The following is a 16,476-nucleotide window of genomic DNA, read 5'->3' on the forward strand; positions in this document are numbered from 1 at the left end:
TAGAGCATTTTTGATTTAACAATCAACATTTGGTAAACATTCCTCAGGTTCTACGGGAGGAATGTATGCGCGCGTATCCACAGGAGTTTCGGGACCGGGTGTTGGCGGCGCTAGGACGTGGGGAGAAGGCCAGCGAGATTGCCCGGCGGCTGGAAGTGAGTCGGTACTTTGTCTACCAAGTGCGCGATCGGTTCGTACTGGAAAGCGAGCGTGGCATCCGCCAACTGGGAGGCTATCGACGTTCAGCCATCGAGGGGATGGAATCCACGATCCAAGGTTGGCTCAAAGCCGAGCCAGACCTGACACTGCGGGACATGTGCGACCGGCTATCTTCCCAGGGCAGGGTCCTGAAGGTGCCGGCACTATGGCACCAGTTGAATCGGATGGGCCTGACGCTTAAAAAAAACCCTGCACGCCAGCGAGCAAGAGCGCGCCGACGTGCAGCAAGCACGGCATGAATGGAAGACCACCTTTCAGCCGACCCTGGATCCGGCCAAGCTGGTCTTCCTGGATGAAACCTGGGCCAGCACCAGCATGGCTCGCCGTTATGGGCGAGCGCCCCGAGGACAGCGCTGCGTAGCTGCCGTGCCTCATGGGCATTGGAAGACCACTACTTTCATCGCTGGGTTGCGCCAGGGTGGCCTGACGGCCCCTCTGGTGATCGATGGCCCCATGGACGGGGAAATATTCCTGGCTTATGTGCGGGACTTTCTATGCCCCACGCTCAAGCCTGGCGATACCGTCATCGCCGACAATCTGGGCAGCCACAAGGTTGATGGGGTGCGGCAGGCTATTGAAGCGGTAGGCGCAAGCATCCGTTACCTGCCGCCCTATTCCCCCGACCTCAATCCGATTGAGCAAGTCTTCGCCAAGCTCAAGACCCTGCTGCGCAAAGCCGCCAAACGTACCGTCGATGCGCTCTGGGACCACATTGGCAGCCTCCTCGACGCATTCTCTCCGGAAGAATGCAGAAACTATCTCACCAACGCAGGGTATGTCGATTAGTAAATCGAAAATGCTCTAGAACCCGTCCGGCATGCACTTTCCCGGTCCGGGTCATTCAGAAAGCCCGGATCGGTTCGCCGCGCCGCCAGCGCTCGACCGCACCCTCGGCGCCGAGGCGACGCAGGAACGGCCATTCCAGGGCATTTTCTTCCACGATCTTGCCCTCAGCTTCGTCAGCAAGGACCGCCGCCACGTGCACCGCGGTGGCCGCGCCGAAACGCGTTTCTCCTGAAGCGGATGGTCGATGATGGCAGGCTACGGCATCGATCAGGGGCAGGGGCAGGCCCCATAGCGCCAGCACCTGCGCGCCAATCTCAGCGTGGTCGCAGCCCAGTTTGTCCATCTCGACCCGCTCGATGGAAGTTGCACGGTCGAAGGCCTCGTCGCGCAATGACGTGTATTCAAGACGCAGGTTGACCGCGAGCATCAGATAAGCGATGTGGTGCAGCATGCCGGCGGAGAAGGCGGTTTTGATCTCCTCGGGGTCGCTGAGCATGGATACGGCCAGCCTTGCGACATGCGCCGAGTGGGTCTGCAGGACGTCCAGGGAAAAACCGGTGGGCAGGTCGCTGGCGTGGATCAGCCTGGACATTCCGGCAAGCAGAGCGATACTGCGTAGCGGCTCCAGGCCGAGCACAGTGGCGGCGTCGCGCACCGAGCGCACCTGCCGCTGCGCGCCGAAGAATGCGGAGTTGGCAAGCTGCAATACCCGGGTGGTGATGGCGGGATCCTGTTCGATGATGGCTGCCACCGAAGCGGAGTCAGCCCGTGGCCGTTCCAGTTCTCCGGCCAGCTCCCAGTAGATCCTCGGCAGTACCGGCAGGTTTGCCAGCATGCCCAGTACACGTTGTACGCTGGGTCGCTCGCGGCGCCGCAGCAGCTTGCAAACACGCTCGATGCAGCGCTCCAGGCCCCGCGTGTCGCTTGCATTGCCCAGCACCTGGTGCGCCAGCGGCATTACCCGGTGCATGTCGGAGATGCTGGCCTGGCCGCAGATTACCAGGCGAGCGGCCCGGGGCTGGTGCCGGTGCACATGCTGCAACAGCTCGGCACCGTCCATGCCGCGCAACGCCATCTCCGTCATCACTACTTCGAACGGCGACGCATCGATGAACCGGACGGCCTCATCGCTGCTGCGGGCGATCACCACCTTCCAGTCTTTTCGCGCAAGGGTCAACTGCTCGTACAACTTGAGCAGGTCCCTGGATTGGTCGCCTACGATCAATATGCGGATCATCTTCTGCCGCCAACGACTTTCTGGCGGCGCGATTACGCCGCTGATGCATATATCGGCAGCGCCGTATCCGCGGCGTATGGTAAAAACAGACCAGGCGGACGTCCGGCCGAACGGATCGATTCCGCCGGAGCCACAGGCAAAACCCCCGGCTATGCTCTGGTCAGCCTGAAGGCGCGACGGATGTCGGGGCGGCCAGGGTATCAAGCTTGACAACGCGGCAGCGCGGCACCGGGTGGTTTTTCGCGCCGACCCACCGCAGCAGCATGCCGCCGCTGCGGTGGCCGTCGGTATCGATAAAATTGCCGACACCCCGATCTTCCGCGGCGATGACCAGGGTGACGCTGCCATCGGCGTTGTAACGCGCGCCGCGCTGGTTCACCGACACCTGTCGGTGCACGGTATCCAGCGATTCCAGCCAGTAGTTGGCCAACTGGAAATTCCAGTACGGACAGTCCGGCACCTCGCTGTCGATCACCAGGGCCTCGTCCGGTGCCAGGCGCCAGAAGCCGTGGTAGTAGCAGATCTTCGGGTCGCCGCCGACGCGCATCGCAGCGGCCGCGTAGGGCTCGGCGGCCAGCTCGTTGGGCCGCTGCGCCACCATCTGCGCCCAGTCCGCCACCAGCCTGGCGGTGCCCTGCACGAAGGCGCTGGCCCGTGCCAGGCCGCCGCTGAGCGCCGCGCCGGATAGCGGTGCCGGGGCGGGCGGGGCGCCGATGCGCTCGATGCCGAGTTGTGCCGGGGTTTCGGTGGCACGGTCGAGAAAGGTCTGGCGCACGATCACCATGCTGGAGTCCTCGGCCATCGGCAGCCAGTTGCCCGGCTGCGGCTGGCGGCTCAGCACGAGCTCGAAGCTGCCGTCCGGCGCGATCTCCATATCCGCCGCTTCCAGTTCGCCGGTGGAGGCCATGGTGCCATCGACGGCATAGCGATTGGCCTTGGTGCCGAAGGACAGGTAGGCGACGCTGCCGCGCTGACCTCGGATACGGTACTCGCGGTCGCCGGCGATGCTGGCGTTGCAGTAGATGTTGTCCGGATTGGGCAGGAACACCTTGATGGTGTCGTCCGATGCGGCGTAGAACACCGGGAAGTCCGGATCGGCGAACTCCAGCATCATCTGCAGGCCGAGCCGGGTGTAGCGGCTGAGCAGGCGCCAGCCCTCGGTGCGATCCAGCAGGGTGTCCGGCGCTTCCGGCCGCTGGATGGTGCGGCCGGCAGCCTTCAGTTCATCGCAGAAGCTGTCCCAACTGGCTTCGACGGTATCGGAGTGCGCAGTATCGACCTTTTGCACGGCGGCATTCCTCAGCGGTTGCGGTCAGAACATCGGGTACTGGCTGGTCGGCACCACGTCCAGCCGCTCCATGTCGATGAAGCGGGCCACGCTGTCCATCATGCGCTTGAGGTTGTGCTGGAATTTCGCCTCGTCGCCCTCGGCATCGAAGAACACATAAGGGTCGGTCATGGCCGCCGCCGGGAAGCATTCCTCGACGATGGCATCGTAGGCCGGCCCGTCCGGCGTGAGCCGCCGCACCACCAGGTTCTGGATGTACTCGAAATTCGACTGGGTCTCGACCGCCACCGCGGTGTGCGAGTTATGCCAGATGTCGAGCCATTCCTCGTAGCCGAGTTTTTCCGGGCGCCGCAACAGGGCCATCTGGGCGAAGCCCTCGGTGCGCTCGCCGGGTTGCGGCTGACGGCGCCGGTTGCGCAGCGGCTGCGACTCGCTCACCAGGTAGGCGGCGTAGCGCAGGCTATGCGCGGCGATGACGGCGTCGAAGGGCTGGCGCTGGCTGGCGATGGCGCTGTCGACCCAGACGTTGATGAAGGCGTCGGCCTGCGGCAGGACGTGCATCTGCCGCAGGCCGGCGGCCGGCTCCACCGCCGTATCCGCCACATTGATTTTCAGGCCGCGCGCCCCGGCATCGCGCAGGCCGGCGGCGAGGCTCAGCCGCAGGCGCTGCGCGTACGCGTCCGGTGTTTCCACCGGATCGCGCCACAGGACATAGATCACTTTTTCCATGGTGTAGTGCCCGGTTGGGGAGCCTCTGATCGATCCCAGGCTCTTAGGGCATGTAGTGGCCGCCGTTGACGTCGAGCGTGGCGCCGGTGACCACGCTGGCGTAGTCCGACACCATGAACAGGGCGGCGCGGGCGCATTCCTCATCCGGCGGGATGCGGCCGATCGGGATCTGCGAGGAGATCTGCTTGATCAGGCTCTCCACCGGCACGCCGTTCTCCTTGGCCTGCCAGTTCATGTAGCCCTCCACCGGCGCGCCCCACATCCAGCCCATGTGCACGGTGTTGACGCGGATGCCGAACGGTCCCAGTTCCTTGGCCAGGAATTTGGAGGCGACGGCCAGCGCGCCCTTGGACGAAGCGTAGCCGGCCTCACCCAGCGGCGGCGGCACGCGCGCGGCCATGGTGTTGATCATGACGATGGCGCCCTTCTTCTGCTGCTTCATCTGCGGCAGCACCGCCTGGGTCAGCCGCAGGGTGCCGAGCAGGTTGGTTTCCAGGGTGGGAATCCAGGAGTCCAGCTTGGCGGTGGAGGCGTAATCCATGTCGCCGTGGAAGTAGGCGCTGTTGACCAGGGCGTCGATGCGGCCGAATTTCTCCGCCGCGGCCTTGGCCAGGCCTTCGCAATCCTTGTCCTTGGTGATGTCGGTGACCACTTTCAGCACCGGGGTCTTCAGGCCCAGCTCGCGGATGCGCGCTTCGGCCTCGTCCAGCTTGGCGGCGGTGCGGGCGGCGGCCACGATGCCGGCGGCGCCTTCGCGCGCGGCTTCGATGGCCAGCTTGATGCCCAGGCCGGGGCCGATGCCGGATACGACGACGATCTTGTCTTTGAGTAGCATTTTATTTTCCTCCAGTGAATCAGTGGTTAGTGATTAGTGGCTAGTGATTAGTAAAAACAGAACAATTGGCCGTGGCTTTTAACTGGCCACTGACCACTAGCCACTAATCACTGCTTTGTATGTATTTCTGCCGGTAGTCGGCAAAGTCGCGCCGCAACTGCCCGGCGCTGAGGCCGAACTTCTCCGGCGGGTAGTCGTGGCGGCCGTGGCGGGTCTTCTCGTCCTCGGTGAGCCAGTCCTGCATGCGCTTCTCCAGTTCGGCGCTCATCGGCAGGCCGAGGAAGGCATAGACCTGGCGTGCCACTTCCAGCGGGCGCTGCACCGTGTCCTTGAAGCGCACGTCGAAGAACTGGCCTGCCGGCGCCGTCTCGCGCAGCTTCATGGTGTGGCTGAGGCCGCGATGCATCACGTCGTTCCAGGCGCGGCCGGCGGAGACCGGATCGGGGTTTTCGCCGTAGATGCCCCACAGGGTGTGGATGAAGCTGGCGATGGACGGGATGCTCTGCACCGGGTCACGATGGGTCTGGATCACCTTGGTGCCCGGGAACACCTTGAGCAGGGTATCCATGCGCAGCAGGTGGTGCGGCGCCTTCAGCACCCAGCGCTCGCCGACGATGCCGCGCTGGCGTTTCTGCCATTGCAGGAACTGCATGCAGCGCTGCAGGAAGCGGTAGGGCGGGGTCTGGTCCTGCTGGTCGAGCCAGGCCATGTAGCCGGGCACATCGGCATAGGCATTGAGGCCGCAGAGGAAGGAATGCTCCATCAGGATGAATTCCTCGTCCGCCAGGTCCGCGTTCATCGGGTGGATGGCGGTGAGCGCCGGCATGGCCTGGACCATCATCTCGACGTCGGCGCGGCCCCGGGCGATGCGTCCCTCGGGATGCCCGGGCGTTTCGTCCGCGAAGGGCACGGGGTAGCAGGCCTCCCACCACGCCATCCACCAGAAGCGCGGATCGCAGGCCAGCAGGCGGTGCAGCTTGGTGGTGCCGGTGCGCGGCAGGCCGACGATCACCACCGGCGGTTCCAGTTTTTCCTGGGCGATCTCCGGATGGCGCTTGAAATAGTCCTCGATGCGCAGCCGGTTGACCAGCTGGTTGACGAACTTCATGCGGAACAGGTAACGCCCGGTGCCGGACAGTTTCGCCTCGTGCTCCAGCGCCTCGCAGCTGCGGGCCAGGCCGGTGCGGAAGGTGGGATCGCCGAAGTCGGTCGGGCCGTCGGCGAGCTTGAGGGCCTCCTCGATCATGCTGTCCGGGGCCAGGGAAATCTGATCGGGTGCGACGCTCATGCCTTCAGCTCCCGCGCGAGTGCGGATTGTTTCACCACGCGCGTGGTGGGATGGATATGTTCGCTGGCGCCGACCCAGCGGAAGCACAGGGTGCCGCGATCATGGCCGGCGGTTTCCAGCCAGTTGGCGTGGCCCGGGTCCTGGTGGGCGATGACGATGGTCACGCCGCCGTCGGCGTCCGCCTTGGCCGTGTGCTTGTTCAGGCTGATGCGGTAATAGCGGTAGTCCAGCGACTCCATCCACCAGTTGCTGACCTGGAGGTTCCAGAAGCGGCAGTCCGGAATGCGCTTCACGTGCACCAGCAGCGCCTCGTCCGGCTTCAGCTCCCAGTAGGAGTGGTAGTAGAAGATGTTGGGATCGCCGCCGACGCGCTGGCACAGGGCCTGGTCGGCGGGCGGCAGTTCATTGGGATGCTTGAGGTAGCTCTGCGACCAGTCGGCGAACAGGCGGGCGGTGCCTTCGACAAAGCGTGAGGCATTCCCGAGGCCGGCCTGCAGGCGTTGGGCCGACAGCGGCGCCGGCTTGGCCTCGGCGCCGGCGCGCGCGATGCGCATCTGCGCCGGCTTCTCCTTCGCGCGATCCATGAAGGTCTGGCGCACGATCACGGCGTTGCTCTCCGGCTCGATGCGCAGCCAGTTGCCCGGCTGCTTTTCCTGGCTCAGCCGGATCTCGAAATGGCCGTTGGCATCGGTCTGCAATTGCGCCGAGTCGATGGCGCCGGTGGGCTCCATGCGGCCGTTGGTCTCGTAGCCGCCCTTCTGCGTGCCGATGCTCAGGTAGGAAACGCTGCCGCGCTCGCCGCAGATGACGTACTCGTGCTTACCGTTGATGCGCGCGAACAGGTAGTGGTTGTCGGGATTGTCGGCGCCGATCTTGCCGGTCTCGTGCGAGGGCAGGAAGAAGCCCGGGAAATCCGGATCGGCGAATTCCAGATGCATTTCCAGGCCGATGCGCAGCAGGCGGCTCAGGTAGCGGAAGCCCTCGGCGCGATCCAGGGCGCTGGTGGGCGCTTCCGGGCGCAGGATCTGCTGGCCGGCGCGCTTGAGCGTGTCGCAGAACTCGTCCCAGACGCGGCCGCTGATGACGTCGGCTTCGACGCCCTTGTCGGACTGCATGCCGGCTTTCCTCCAGAAATTGTCCGGCGGGGGATGTGCCGGATCGTTCGGAAGAGGCTAGTGCCCGGGGGCGGCCGGGGCTTCATCTATTCGGACTAAAGGACCGCGCTGAATTGGGCCTCGGTTTCGGGGTTTTTTCACCCGAAATCCGCGCCAAAAACGAGGCCGCTCAGGCGCGACGCCTGACCCAGGAGCGGATCGAGCGGATGCGATCGAGCAGGCGCCCGGTGCCGGAGCTCGGCGGCGGTGGTTCCGGAGTATTGGCGACTTCGTAGCGCTGGTGCAGCTCGGGGCTGTGGGACAGGCGTTCGTGCTGCTTCAGCGCCGAGTTCACCGTGATCTTGCAGGCGTTGTCGATGATCGGCTTGGTGATGAAGCGGTAGATCTGGCCCTGGTTGATCAGGTCGATGGCGGCGCCGGCGTCGGCGCGCTCGGTCAGGATCACCGAGACCAGTTCCGGGTGGTGCTGCTTCAGCGTACCGATCAGGTTGACCACCGGGTGGTCCTGTACCCGCGTGTCGGAAATCACCACGCCGATATGCTCGCGCTCGAGCAGATCCACGGCCTCGCTCATGGTGGTGGCACCGAAGACGCGGCACTCGTTGCCGAGGATGGCCTGGATCTGCGGCGGCACCCGCGCGTCGTCGTCCATCACCAGCACCGCCGGCAGCGGTCCGCTCTGCGCCGGGGCGGGCCTCTCATCGGCCTTGGCCGTCATGGCGGCGCTGGCACGGGCGGCGGTGACGGCGCGGGCCACGGTGGTGGAGAGGTCGTCGTTGGACCAGGGCTTGTTGACGAAGCGGAAGATCTCGCCTTCGTTGATCGAGCCGATGATGGCGTTGAGGTCCGAATAGCCGGTGAGCAGGATGCGCATGGCGTTCGGATTGAGCTCGCGCGCCGCGCGCAGCAATTCGATGCCGGTCATGCCGGGCATGCGCTGGTCGCTGACGATGACGTCCACGGCCTGTTTCTTCAGCAGTTCCAGCGCCTGCGTGCCGCCCTCGGCGAAGTACACCTCGTAGTGGGCGCGGAACAGCATGCGCATGGTGGTCAGCACGCGCGGCTCGTCGTCGACGAACAGTACTCGGGCCTTGGCGGCGGGCGAGTTGATCAAGAGTTCTTCCTCCAACTGCACTTGCTGCTAAGCGGCGGCGAGCGCCGCTTCCTGAGCCGTTTCGGCCTGCTTTTTCTGTCTGAGCGGCAGGTGGATCGCGAATTCGCTGCCTTTGCCCGGGGTGGAGCGCACGTCGATCCGGCCGCCGTGTTCCTCGATGATACGGAAAACGATGGACAGGCCAAGCCCGGTGCCCTTGCCGACCGGCTTGGTGGTGAAGAAGGGCTCGAAGATGCGGCTGCGCACGTCCTCGCTCATGCCGCAGCCGGTGTCGAGGATGCGCACGTCGACGCCGTCCGTTCCGGACAGGGTGTGCACGTAGATGCGGCCGTTGCCCTCAATGGCCTGGGCGGCATTGGTGAACAGGTTGAGGAACACCTGGTTGAGCTGGGAGGGCGAGCATTCGATCTGCGGCAGTTCACCGTATTGCTTGACCACCTTGACGCGGCCCTTGATCTGGTTCTGGCAGATCTTGAGGGCGGAGTCGATGCCGTCGTTGACGCTGAACAGGTCGGTGCGCGAGCGATCGACGCGGGAGAAATCCTTCAGGCTGGAGACCAGTTCGCTGATCTGGCCCAGACCGTGGTCGGTGTCCTGCAGCAGGCCGTGCAGGTCGCCCAGCAGCTCTTCGGGCGCCAGCGCTTGGTTCTGCGCTTCGGCGGCTTCCATGGCGGCGGCGATTGCGGCCTCGGAGGCGTCCGGCGCGGTCAGCAGGCTCAGCGCCTTCTGCTGCGCCGCGCACAGGCCACGCACGTCGGCGAGGGAGTTGCGCACGATCTCGGTGTTGCTGCGGGCATAGCCCAGCGGCGTGTTGATCTCATGGGCCACGCCCGCGACCATCTGGCCAAGCGAGGCCATTTTTTCGGACTGCACCAGCTGTGCTTGCGAGGAGCGCAGATCCTGCAGCGCGGCGCTGAGGTCGTGGGTGCGCGATTCCACCTGGGCTTCCAGGGTTTCGTTGGCGCGGGTCAGGCCGGCGTTGGCGCGGTCCAGGTCGCGGTAGCTGGTGCGCAGGCGCAGGCCGAGCCAGGCCAGCACGCCCAGCAGCACCACGGCGTAGGCTACCAGCCCCAGTCGGTAGCGGCCCGCCAGGACCACCTGGCCGGCGTACCAGGAGGAGTAGGCCTGTTCCACGTCCTGCAACTGCGGGCCGGTGGGGCGATCGAGGAAGTCGCGCATCTTGCTGACCAGCTCGTCCTTGTCGCCGATCACGTCCTGGCAGCTCTGGTGCAGGCGCTGCAGGGCTTCCTGGAAAGCGGCGGACTGGCGCGGGGCCAGCTTGTCGAGGCCCTCCAGCAGCATCTGGATGTCTTTCTCGTTGGACGGCGAGGGCGTCACGCTGAAAGTGACGATCTGCGTGTTGAGCTGCTCGCCGAGGTCGCGTACCTGTGTGCGCGCCGCCGGCGTGGCGGCGGCGGCGAGGGCGGCGATATTGGTGGGCAGCGCATTGGTGCTGTTGATCAGGCGCTGGTTGAGCAGGGTGCTGCGCGCCTCGATGTCGAAGTCCAGCTCGAACTTGGACTGGATGGTATCGAGGAACTTGTCCAGTGCCTTGTCCAGCTCCGGGCTGAGGCCGTGCAGGGAATGGGTGCCTTTGTCGATGGCGTCCAGCGCTTCGCCCAGCTGGCTGGTGATGACCACGCGTTCGTCGCCCTCGTCCGACAGCGAGGCCACCCGGGCCTGCGTCAGCACGCGGTTCAGCTGCACATCGAGGTTGTTGATGGCGCGGATGTTGGCCAGGCGCTGCAAGTGCAGGTCGCTGTCCGCGCTCTGCGTCATGCGCAGCAGGAAGATCAGCACACCGATCGCCAGGCCGGCCAGTACGGCCGGCAGCAACATGCGCAGGTTCATCGCCCTTACTCCCTTTCCGCACCAGCTTCCTGAGACCTGGGGAGGGCATCCGGTCCACTACCGCAGTGAAGCCGGCAGGGGGAAACCACGCGTACCTGGGCTTGCCTGTGAGGAGGCCTTGGGGCCGCATCATGAGGCTAGGCCCGGACCATCTGTCGCAACCGCCTGGAGCGGCTGCCTCCCGGGGCAGTGCCGGCGGCTTCGAGGCCGCCAACTACTTGTTCTGTCTGGACAATAGTGCCACGAGGTGACGCAGGCATCACCTGTTTGGAGTAGTTGGCCCCCCATTCACAGGCGTATGGGCGAGCCGGAAAAGACAAAGGTCCAGTGGACCTTTGTCCCGGCGAACGCCCGGCCAGGGATGACCGGGCCGGGGTTTCCCGGTGTGCTGAAGCCCGCCAGGGACGGCAGTGCTGCCGGCCCTGGATCGATCAAGCCCGGATCAGGGCCGGATCAGGCTGTCTCAAGCAGTTTCCGTTCCTTGGCCATGGTCAGCGCGGTGTCCTCGATCATGTCTTCCTGGCCGCCGACCATGCGGCGCCGGCCCAGCTCAAGCAGGATTTCGCGGGCCGGGATGCCGTAGCGCTTTTCCGCCCGCTTGGCGAACAGCAGGAAGCTGGAATAGACGCCGGCATAGCCCAGCACCAGGGCGTTACGGTCGATGCGGATCTGGAAGTCGAGGATCGGCTGGATCAGGTCTTCGGCCACGTCGGAGATCTTGAACACGTCCACGCCGGTTTCGATGCCCATGCGGTTGCACACCGCCACGAACACTTCCGTCGGGGTGTTGCCTGCGCCGGCGCCGAGGCCGCCGCAGGCCCCGTCGATGCGCCGCGCGCCCGCTTCGATCGCCGCCAGCGAGTTGGAGATGCCCATCGACAGGTTGTGGTGGCCGTGGAAACCGATTTCGGTTTCCGGCTTGAGCTTCTCGCGCAGCGGCGCGATGCGGGCACTGACGTCGTCCGGCAGCATGTAGCCGGCCGAGTCGGTGACGTAAATGCAGTTGGCGCCATAGCTCTCCATCAGCAAGCCCTGCTCGACGATGGTTTCCGGCTCCACCATGTGCGCCATCATCAGGAAGCCCACCGTATCCAGGCCCATCTTGCGTGACAGCGAGATGTGCTGTTCGGATACGTCCGCCTCGGTGCAGTGGGTGGCGACGCGGATGGTGTGCACGCCGCAGTCCGCCGCCATGCGCAGGTGGTCCACGGTGCCGATGCCGGGGATCAGCAGGGCCGAGATCTTGGCGTTCTTCATCCCCGGAATCACCGCGCGCAGGTATTCCTCGTCGCTGGCGGCCGGGAAGCCGTAATTGACCGAGGCGCCGCCGAGGCCGTCGCCGTGGGTGACTTCGATCAGCGGTACGCCGGCGGCATCCAGCCCGCGGGAAATGCTCTGCATCTGCTCGATGGTGATCTGGTGCCGCTTGGGGTGCATGCCGTCGCGCAGCGACATGTCGTGCACTTTGATGCTGATGCCTTTGAGGTTCATCTCATTGCTCCTGTCTCCCCTCTCCCTCCGGGAGAGGGGTTGGGGGTGAGGGACCGCGGTCCCTTTGAAGTGGGCGCTCCGATCCGGCTGCGCCCCTCACCCTGACCCTCTCCCGGAGGGAGAGGGGACTGAATGCCTTTACGCCGCCACCGGTTCCAGATTGAGCCGGCCGGACAGCATCTCTTCCGCGAACATCTCCGCCGTGCGCGTGGCCGAGGCGGTCATGATGTCGAGGTTGCCGGCGTACTTGGGCAGGAAGTCGCCCAGGCCTTCCACTTCGAGGAAGGTGGTGACGCGGTTGTCCTCGAACACCGGGCCGTTCTTCAGGCGGTAGCCGGGGACGTACTTCTGCACCTCGGCGATCATCTCGTGCACCGACTTCTCGATCTCCGCCTGTTTCGGCGCGTCCACGGTGAGGCAGTGGATGGTGTCGCGCATGATCAGGGGCGGCTCGGCCGGGTTGATGACGATCAGCGCCTTGCCCTCTGCGGCACCGCCGATGCTGGCCACCGCGCCGGCGGTGGTGCGGGTGAACTCGTCGATGTTCTTGCGCGTGCCGGGGCCCACCGACTTGGACGACACCGTGGCGATGATCTCGGCGTACTTCACCTTCTGCACGCGCGACACGGCATAGACCATGGGGATGGTGGCCTGGCCGCCGCAGGTGACCATGTTGACGTTCATCTCGCGCTTGCCGGCGTGCTGCTTGAGGTTGATCGGCGGCACGCAGTAGGGGCCGATGGCGGCGGGAGTGAGGTCGATCATCATCACGCCCAGCGCATTGAGCTTGTCCGAGTTCTCCTTGTGGACGTAGGCCGAGGTGGCGTCGAAGGCAATCTGCACGCCGTCGGCGACAACGTGGGGCAGCATGCCGTCCACGCCCTTGTCGGTGGTCTTGAGGCCCAGCTCACGGGCGCGGGCCAGGCCCTCGCTGGTGGGGTCGACGCCGACCATCCACACCGGTTCCAGCACCTTGCTGCGGCGCAGCTTGTACAGCAGGTCGGTGCCGATGTTGCCCGGACCGATGATGGCGCATTTGATTTTCTTCATTGAATCACTCTGATTAAGCTTCGAACGAAATCGAAGCGGTGCCGATGCCGGTGAGGCTCATGTCGAAGCGGTCGCCGGGCGTGATGGGCAGCAGCGGCGCCAGCGAGCCGGACAGGATGATCTCGCCGGCGAGGAAGGGGATGCCGAAGCGGCCCAGGGTATTGGCCAGCCAGGCCACCGCGGCGGCCGGGTGGCCCTGCACGGCGGCGCCGGTGCCGCTGGCGATGTGGGTGCCGTTCTTCTGGATGTCCATCTTCACCGCGGCCAGGTCCAGGGCGTGCGGCGCGATGCGCGCCTCGCCGATGACGAAGACGCCGCAGGAGGCGTTGTCGGCCACGGTATCCTGGATGCGGATCTTCCAGTCGCGGATGCGCGAGTCGACGATCTCGAAGCAGGGGGAGACATAGTCGGTGGCGTCCAGCACCTGCTCCATGGTGACGCCGGGCTCGCGCAGGTCCTTCTTCAGCACGAAGGCGATCTCGCCTTCGGCGCGCGGCTGGATCAGGCCGGCCTGGGCCAGGCTGACGCGGCTGCCGTCCGGGATGTGCATGCGGTCGGTGAGGAAGCCGAAGTCGGGCTGGTGCACGCCGAGCATGTCCTGCACCGGCTTGCTGGTGACGCCGATCTTCTTGCCGATGACGCGTTCGCCGTCGGCCTTGCGGCGCTTCAGCATATGCAGGGAGATCTTGTAGGCGTCGTCCACCTCGATGGCCGGCTCGCGCGTGGTCAGCGGGTCCAGCACGTGGCGGCCGCGCAGGGCGGCGTAGAGCTCGTCGCCGAGACTGACGATCCGGGTCTGGTCGAGCATCAGCCGTTCTTCAGGAAGTCGAGCGTCATGCGGTTGAACAGGTCGCGGTGCTCGATCATCACCCAGTGGCCGGCCTGCGGCACCAGGATCATGCGCATGTGCGGCATGCCCTTGGCCAGCTTGAGGATGCCGGTCTCCGGCATGATCTGCTCGTTCATGCCCCAGAAGCCCAGGGCCGGGCACTTGATCTCGCCAAGGCGGTCGGCCATGTTCGGCACCTTCATGGTCTTGATCACCTGCGGGTTCTGCAGCTTCATCAGCTCGAAGCGCTCATGCGCCAGCTCGTCGTCGACGCAGGCGGCGTTGACCACGAAGGTCGACTGGAAGAAGGCCTTCATACGCGCTTCCGTCACCGGCTCCGGCGACATGAACAGCTCCTTCATCTTGGCCATGCCGGGCATGAGGAAGTAGTCCGGCTGGTTCTCGATGCCGCCGGGCGCCATCAACACCAGCTTCTCGACATGGGCGGGGTGGTCGACGGCGAAGCGCAGCGCCACCGCGCCGCCGAGGGAGTTGCCGACCAGGGTGTACTTGCCGGCGCCGACATGGTCCAGCGTCTGCTTGATGCACTCGACGAACAGCTCGATCGGGTACTCGATGTTGTCCGGCTTGTCGGAGTAGCCATAGCCGAGGTGGTCGATGACGATGTTGCGGTAGCCGTGCTCGACCAGGTAGGGGTAGTTGCCCTTGAAGTTGCTGTGGCCGCTGGCGCCGGAGCCGGAACCGTGCAGCCAGACCACCACCGGGCCCTTGCCCTGGTCCAGGTAATGGATTTTGTGGCCGTTGGGGAGCTTGACGTAGTGGCCTTCGGGTACGGGTTTGCTCGACATGGGAATCCTGTTTTTGGCAACGGATTGATGAGCCGCGCCCGCAGGCGCCAGCATGGTCCGGCAGACCGCGCCATGTTGAGGCCCGGGGCGCATCCGGGCTTCACCCTTTTGGACTACAGTGAGCGCGTGGTAATGGCCTAGGATGCGCGACTGCAAGTCATTCATACGCAACAGGAAGGTACTCGTGGAACAGCGCAGGGTGGTGCTGGTTACCGGCGGCGGCAAGGGCATCGGGCGCGGCATCAGCGAGCGCTTCCTCGCCAGCGGCGCCGCGGTGGTGATCTGCGGCCGCGAGCAGCCGGCCGCGCTGCCGCAATTCCAGGGGCGCAGCGCCGAGTTCATCGCCGCCGACGTGCGCGACCGCGCCGCGGTGGACGCCCTGTTCGCGGAGATCGCCAGCCGCCATGGCCGGCTCGACGTGCTGGTCAACAATGCCGGCGGCGCGCCTTTCGCCATGGCGGACAAGGTCTCGCCCCGTTTCCACGAGTCGATCTTCGCCCTCAACCTGCTGGCGCCGCTGCACCTGGCGCAGAAAGCCAATGCGCTGATGCAGGCACAGGAGGCGGGCGGGGTGATCGTGTTCATCGGCAGCGTCAGCGCCTCGCGGCCTTCACCGGGCACCGCCGCCTACGGGGCGGCCAAGGCGGCCATCCTCAGCCTGACGCAGTCGCTGGCGGTGGAGTGGGCACCGAAGGTGAGGGTGGTGGCGGTCAGCCCCGGCCTGGTGCACACCGAGCAGTCCGACCTGCACTACGGCGATGAGGCCGGCATCGCCGCCGTCGCCGCCACCATTCCGCAGGGAAGGCTGGCGCAGCCGGCGGAAATCGGCGATGCCTGCGTCTGGCTGTCCTCGCCGGCGGCGGCCTATGCCTCCGGCATCAACCTGCTGCTGCATGGCGGCGGGGAGCGCCCTGCCTTTCTGGCGGCGGCGAGTGCGAACAAGGTCTAGAAGCGCTTCACGATCCAATCGTCGTCCCCGCCTTCGCGGGGATGACGCAGGATGAAAGATCAGCGCGCCAGGAAGCCGCCATCCACGGCGAAGACCGCGCCATTGGCGTAGGACGCGCGATCCGAGCACAGCCATACCACCATGTTGGCGATCTCCTCCGCCGTGCCGACGCGGGCGCTCGGCACCGTGGCGGCGACCATGTCGCGGAATTGCTGCACCTCGAACACCGGTTTGGTCATCGGCGTTTCGATCAGGCCGGGCGCCACCGCGTTGCAGCGCACGCCCTGGGCGCCGTACTCGATGGCGATGGTCTTGGTCAGGCCGACCACGCCGTGCTTGCTGGCGACATAACCGGGCACGCCGGCGAATCCGATCTGGCCGGCGATGGAGGCGGTGTTGACGATGGCGCCGCCGCCGTTCTTCAGCATGGCGCGTACCTGGTAGCGCAGGCAGTAGAACACGCTGGACAGGTTGACCGCGATGAGACGGTCCCACAGTTCCAGCGGGTAGTCGATGGTGCCGGGCGGCAGGGGGCCGTCGGAGATGCCGGCGTTGTTGAAGGCGGCATCGAGGCGGCCGAATTTCTGCACGGCGGCCTGCACCAGCGCTTCGCACTCGGCCGCCCTGGAAACGTCGGTGCGCACGAAGACCGCTTCGCTGCCCTTGCCGCGCAACTCGGCGGCCAGGGCCTCGCCTGCTTCGACGCCGATGTCGGCCAGCACCAGCCGCGCGCCTTCCTCGGCGAAGCGCAGGGCCGCGGCGCGGCCGATGCCGCTGGCGGCGCCGGTGATGATGGCGACCTTGTTGCTGAGTTCGTGCATGGGGCTCCTCGCTGTTTCCGAATCATGGATTTATGCGGTGAACATTCGGTCATGAGCGAGATGGC

General features: G+C 65.6%; 15 protein-coding genes. 2 read left to right on the top strand and 13 right to left on the bottom strand.

All coding sequences use genetic code 11. The features are described 5' to 3' along the window. Positions 1–65: 65 nt before the first annotated feature. A protein-coding gene (locus BP26_RS29925) for an IS630 family transposase (protein WP_436233358.1) occupies positions 66–1,005 on the top strand; the annotation gives its coding sequence in 2 pieces (ribosomal slippage) (positions 66–400 and positions 399–1,005; 942 coding nt in all). 55 nt (positions 1,006–1,060) lie between these two features. On the opposite strand, the gene BP26_RS0124250 is transcribed toward BP26_RS29925, so the two are convergent. The 12 genes from BP26_RS0124250 to BP26_RS0124305 form a co-directional block, all read right to left on the bottom strand. Next, positions 1,061–2,242, bottom strand: coding sequence for an HDOD domain-containing protein (locus BP26_RS0124250; RefSeq protein WP_029923132.1), 1,182 nt, complete (start codon positions 2,240–2,242; stop codon positions 1,061–1,063). Positions 2,243–2,402: 160 nt separating this feature from the next. Beyond that, the gene (locus BP26_RS0124255) at positions 2,403–3,530 is read right to left on the bottom strand and encodes a DUF1214 domain-containing protein (protein WP_036517966.1); all 1,128 of its coding nucleotides are present in this window, start codon (positions 3,528–3,530) and stop codon (positions 2,403–2,405) included. Between the two features lie 24 nt (positions 3,531–3,554). Continuing rightward, entirely contained in the window at positions 3,555–4,259 is a 705-nt protein-coding gene (locus tag BP26_RS0124260; RefSeq protein WP_029923134.1) for an EthD domain-containing protein, read from the bottom strand. Positions 4,260–4,302: 43 nt separating this feature from the next. Next, positions 4,303–5,094, bottom strand: a complete 792-nt coding sequence (locus BP26_RS0124265; RefSeq protein WP_029923135.1) for an SDR family oxidoreductase — start codon at positions 5,092–5,094, stop codon at positions 4,303–4,305. Positions 5,095–5,197: 103 nt separating this feature from the next. Next, entirely contained in the window at positions 5,198–6,382 is a 1,185-nt protein-coding gene (locus BP26_RS0124270) for a sulfotransferase family protein (protein ID WP_029923136.1), read from the bottom strand. Further along, the gene (locus BP26_RS0124275) at positions 6,379–7,497 is read right to left on the bottom strand and encodes a DUF1214 domain-containing protein (protein WP_029923137.1); all 1,119 of its coding nucleotides are present in this window, start codon (positions 7,495–7,497) and stop codon (positions 6,379–6,381) included. Before BP26_RS0124275 ends, BP26_RS0124270 begins: the two co-directional genes overlap by 4 nt. A 169-nt stretch (positions 7,498–7,666) precedes the next feature. Beyond that, on the bottom strand, positions 7,667–8,611 hold the full coding sequence (locus BP26_RS0124280; protein ID WP_157572752.1) for a response regulator: 945 nt from the start codon (positions 8,609–8,611) through the stop codon (positions 7,667–7,669). 27 nt (positions 8,612–8,638) lie between these two features. Then, entirely contained in the window at positions 8,639–10,462 is a 1,824-nt protein-coding gene (locus BP26_RS28060; protein WP_051749429.1) for a DAHL domain-containing sensor histidine kinase, read from the bottom strand. Positions 10,463–10,915: 453 nt separating this feature from the next. Continuing rightward, on the bottom strand, positions 10,916–11,953 hold the full coding sequence (dmpG, locus tag BP26_RS0124290) for a 4-hydroxy-2-oxovalerate aldolase (protein WP_029923140.1): 1,038 nt from the start codon (positions 11,951–11,953) through the stop codon (positions 10,916–10,918). Between the two features lie 138 nt (positions 11,954–12,091). Beyond that, positions 12,092–13,003: an acetaldehyde dehydrogenase (acetylating) gene (locus BP26_RS0124295; RefSeq protein ID WP_029923141.1), complete on the bottom strand. Its 912-nt coding sequence runs from the start codon at positions 13,001–13,003 to the stop codon at positions 12,092–12,094. A gap of 13 nt (positions 13,004–13,016) precedes the next feature. Next, complete coding sequence (locus tag BP26_RS0124300; RefSeq protein WP_029923142.1) at positions 13,017–13,811, bottom strand: fumarylacetoacetate hydrolase family protein; 795 nt, start codon at positions 13,809–13,811, stop codon at positions 13,017–13,019. After that, positions 13,811–14,641, bottom strand: coding sequence for an alpha/beta fold hydrolase (locus BP26_RS0124305; RefSeq protein ID WP_029923143.1), 831 nt, complete (start codon positions 14,639–14,641; stop codon positions 13,811–13,813). The genes BP26_RS0124300 and BP26_RS0124305 overlap by 1 nt, the downstream gene beginning before the upstream one ends. A gap of 184 nt (positions 14,642–14,825) precedes the next feature. Here BP26_RS0124305 and BP26_RS0124310 point away from each other — a divergent pair, with 184 nt between their 5' ends. Beyond that, positions 14,826–15,590, top strand: coding sequence for an SDR family oxidoreductase (locus BP26_RS0124310; RefSeq protein WP_029923144.1), 765 nt, complete (start codon positions 14,826–14,828; stop codon positions 15,588–15,590). A gap of 59 nt (positions 15,591–15,649) precedes the next feature. Here the strand turns inward: BP26_RS0124310 and BP26_RS0124315 are convergent, their stop codons facing one another. Continuing rightward, positions 15,650–16,411, bottom strand: coding sequence for an SDR family NAD(P)-dependent oxidoreductase (locus BP26_RS0124315; RefSeq protein WP_029923145.1), 762 nt, complete (start codon positions 16,409–16,411; stop codon positions 15,650–15,652). Between the last annotated feature and the right edge of the window lie 65 nt (positions 16,412–16,476).

This window comes from Nevskia soli DSM 19509 (assembly GCF_000711955.1).
Lineage (GTDB): Bacteria > Pseudomonadota > Gammaproteobacteria > Nevskiales > Nevskiaceae > Nevskia > Nevskia soli.

Bases quoted from the DNA above. Each gene is read 5' to 3' on its own strand.
- BP26_RS0124250 (WP_029923132.1), bottom strand. From the start codon at position 2,242: ATGATCCGCATATTGATCGTAGGCGACCAATCCAGGGACCTGCTCAAG.
- BP26_RS0124260 (WP_029923134.1), bottom strand. From the start codon at position 4,259: ATGGAAAAAGTGATCTATGTCCTGTGGCGCGATCCGGTGGAAACACCG.
- BP26_RS0124265 (WP_029923135.1), bottom strand. From the start codon at position 5,094: ATGCTACTCAAAGACAAGATCGTCGTCGTATCCGGCATCGGCCCCGGC.
- BP26_RS0124270 (WP_029923136.1), bottom strand. From the start codon at position 6,382: ATGAGCGTCGCACCCGATCAGATTTCCCTGGCCCCGGACAGCATGATC.
- BP26_RS0124275 (WP_029923137.1), bottom strand. From the start codon at position 7,497: ATGCAGTCCGACAAGGGCGTCGAAGCCGACGTCATCAGCGGCCGCGTC.
- BP26_RS28060 (WP_051749429.1), bottom strand. From the start codon at position 10,462: ATGAACCTGCGCATGTTGCTGCCGGCCGTACTGGCCGGCCTGGCGATC.
- dmpG (WP_029923140.1), bottom strand. From the start codon at position 11,953: ATGAACCTCAAAGGCATCAGCATCAAAGTGCACGACATGTCGCTGCGC.
- BP26_RS0124295 (WP_029923141.1), bottom strand. From the start codon at position 13,003: ATGAAGAAAATCAAATGCGCCATCATCGGTCCGGGCAACATCGGCACC.
- BP26_RS0124300 (WP_029923142.1), bottom strand. From the start codon at position 13,811: ATGCTCGACCAGACCCGGATCGTCAGTCTCGGCGACGAGCTCTACGCC.
- BP26_RS0124305 (WP_029923143.1), bottom strand. From the start codon at position 14,641: ATGTCGAGCAAACCCGTACCCGAAGGCCACTACGTCAAGCTCCCCAAC.
- BP26_RS0124315 (WP_029923145.1), bottom strand. From the start codon at position 16,411: ATGCACGAACTCAGCAACAAGGTCGCCATCATCACCGGCGCCGCCAGC.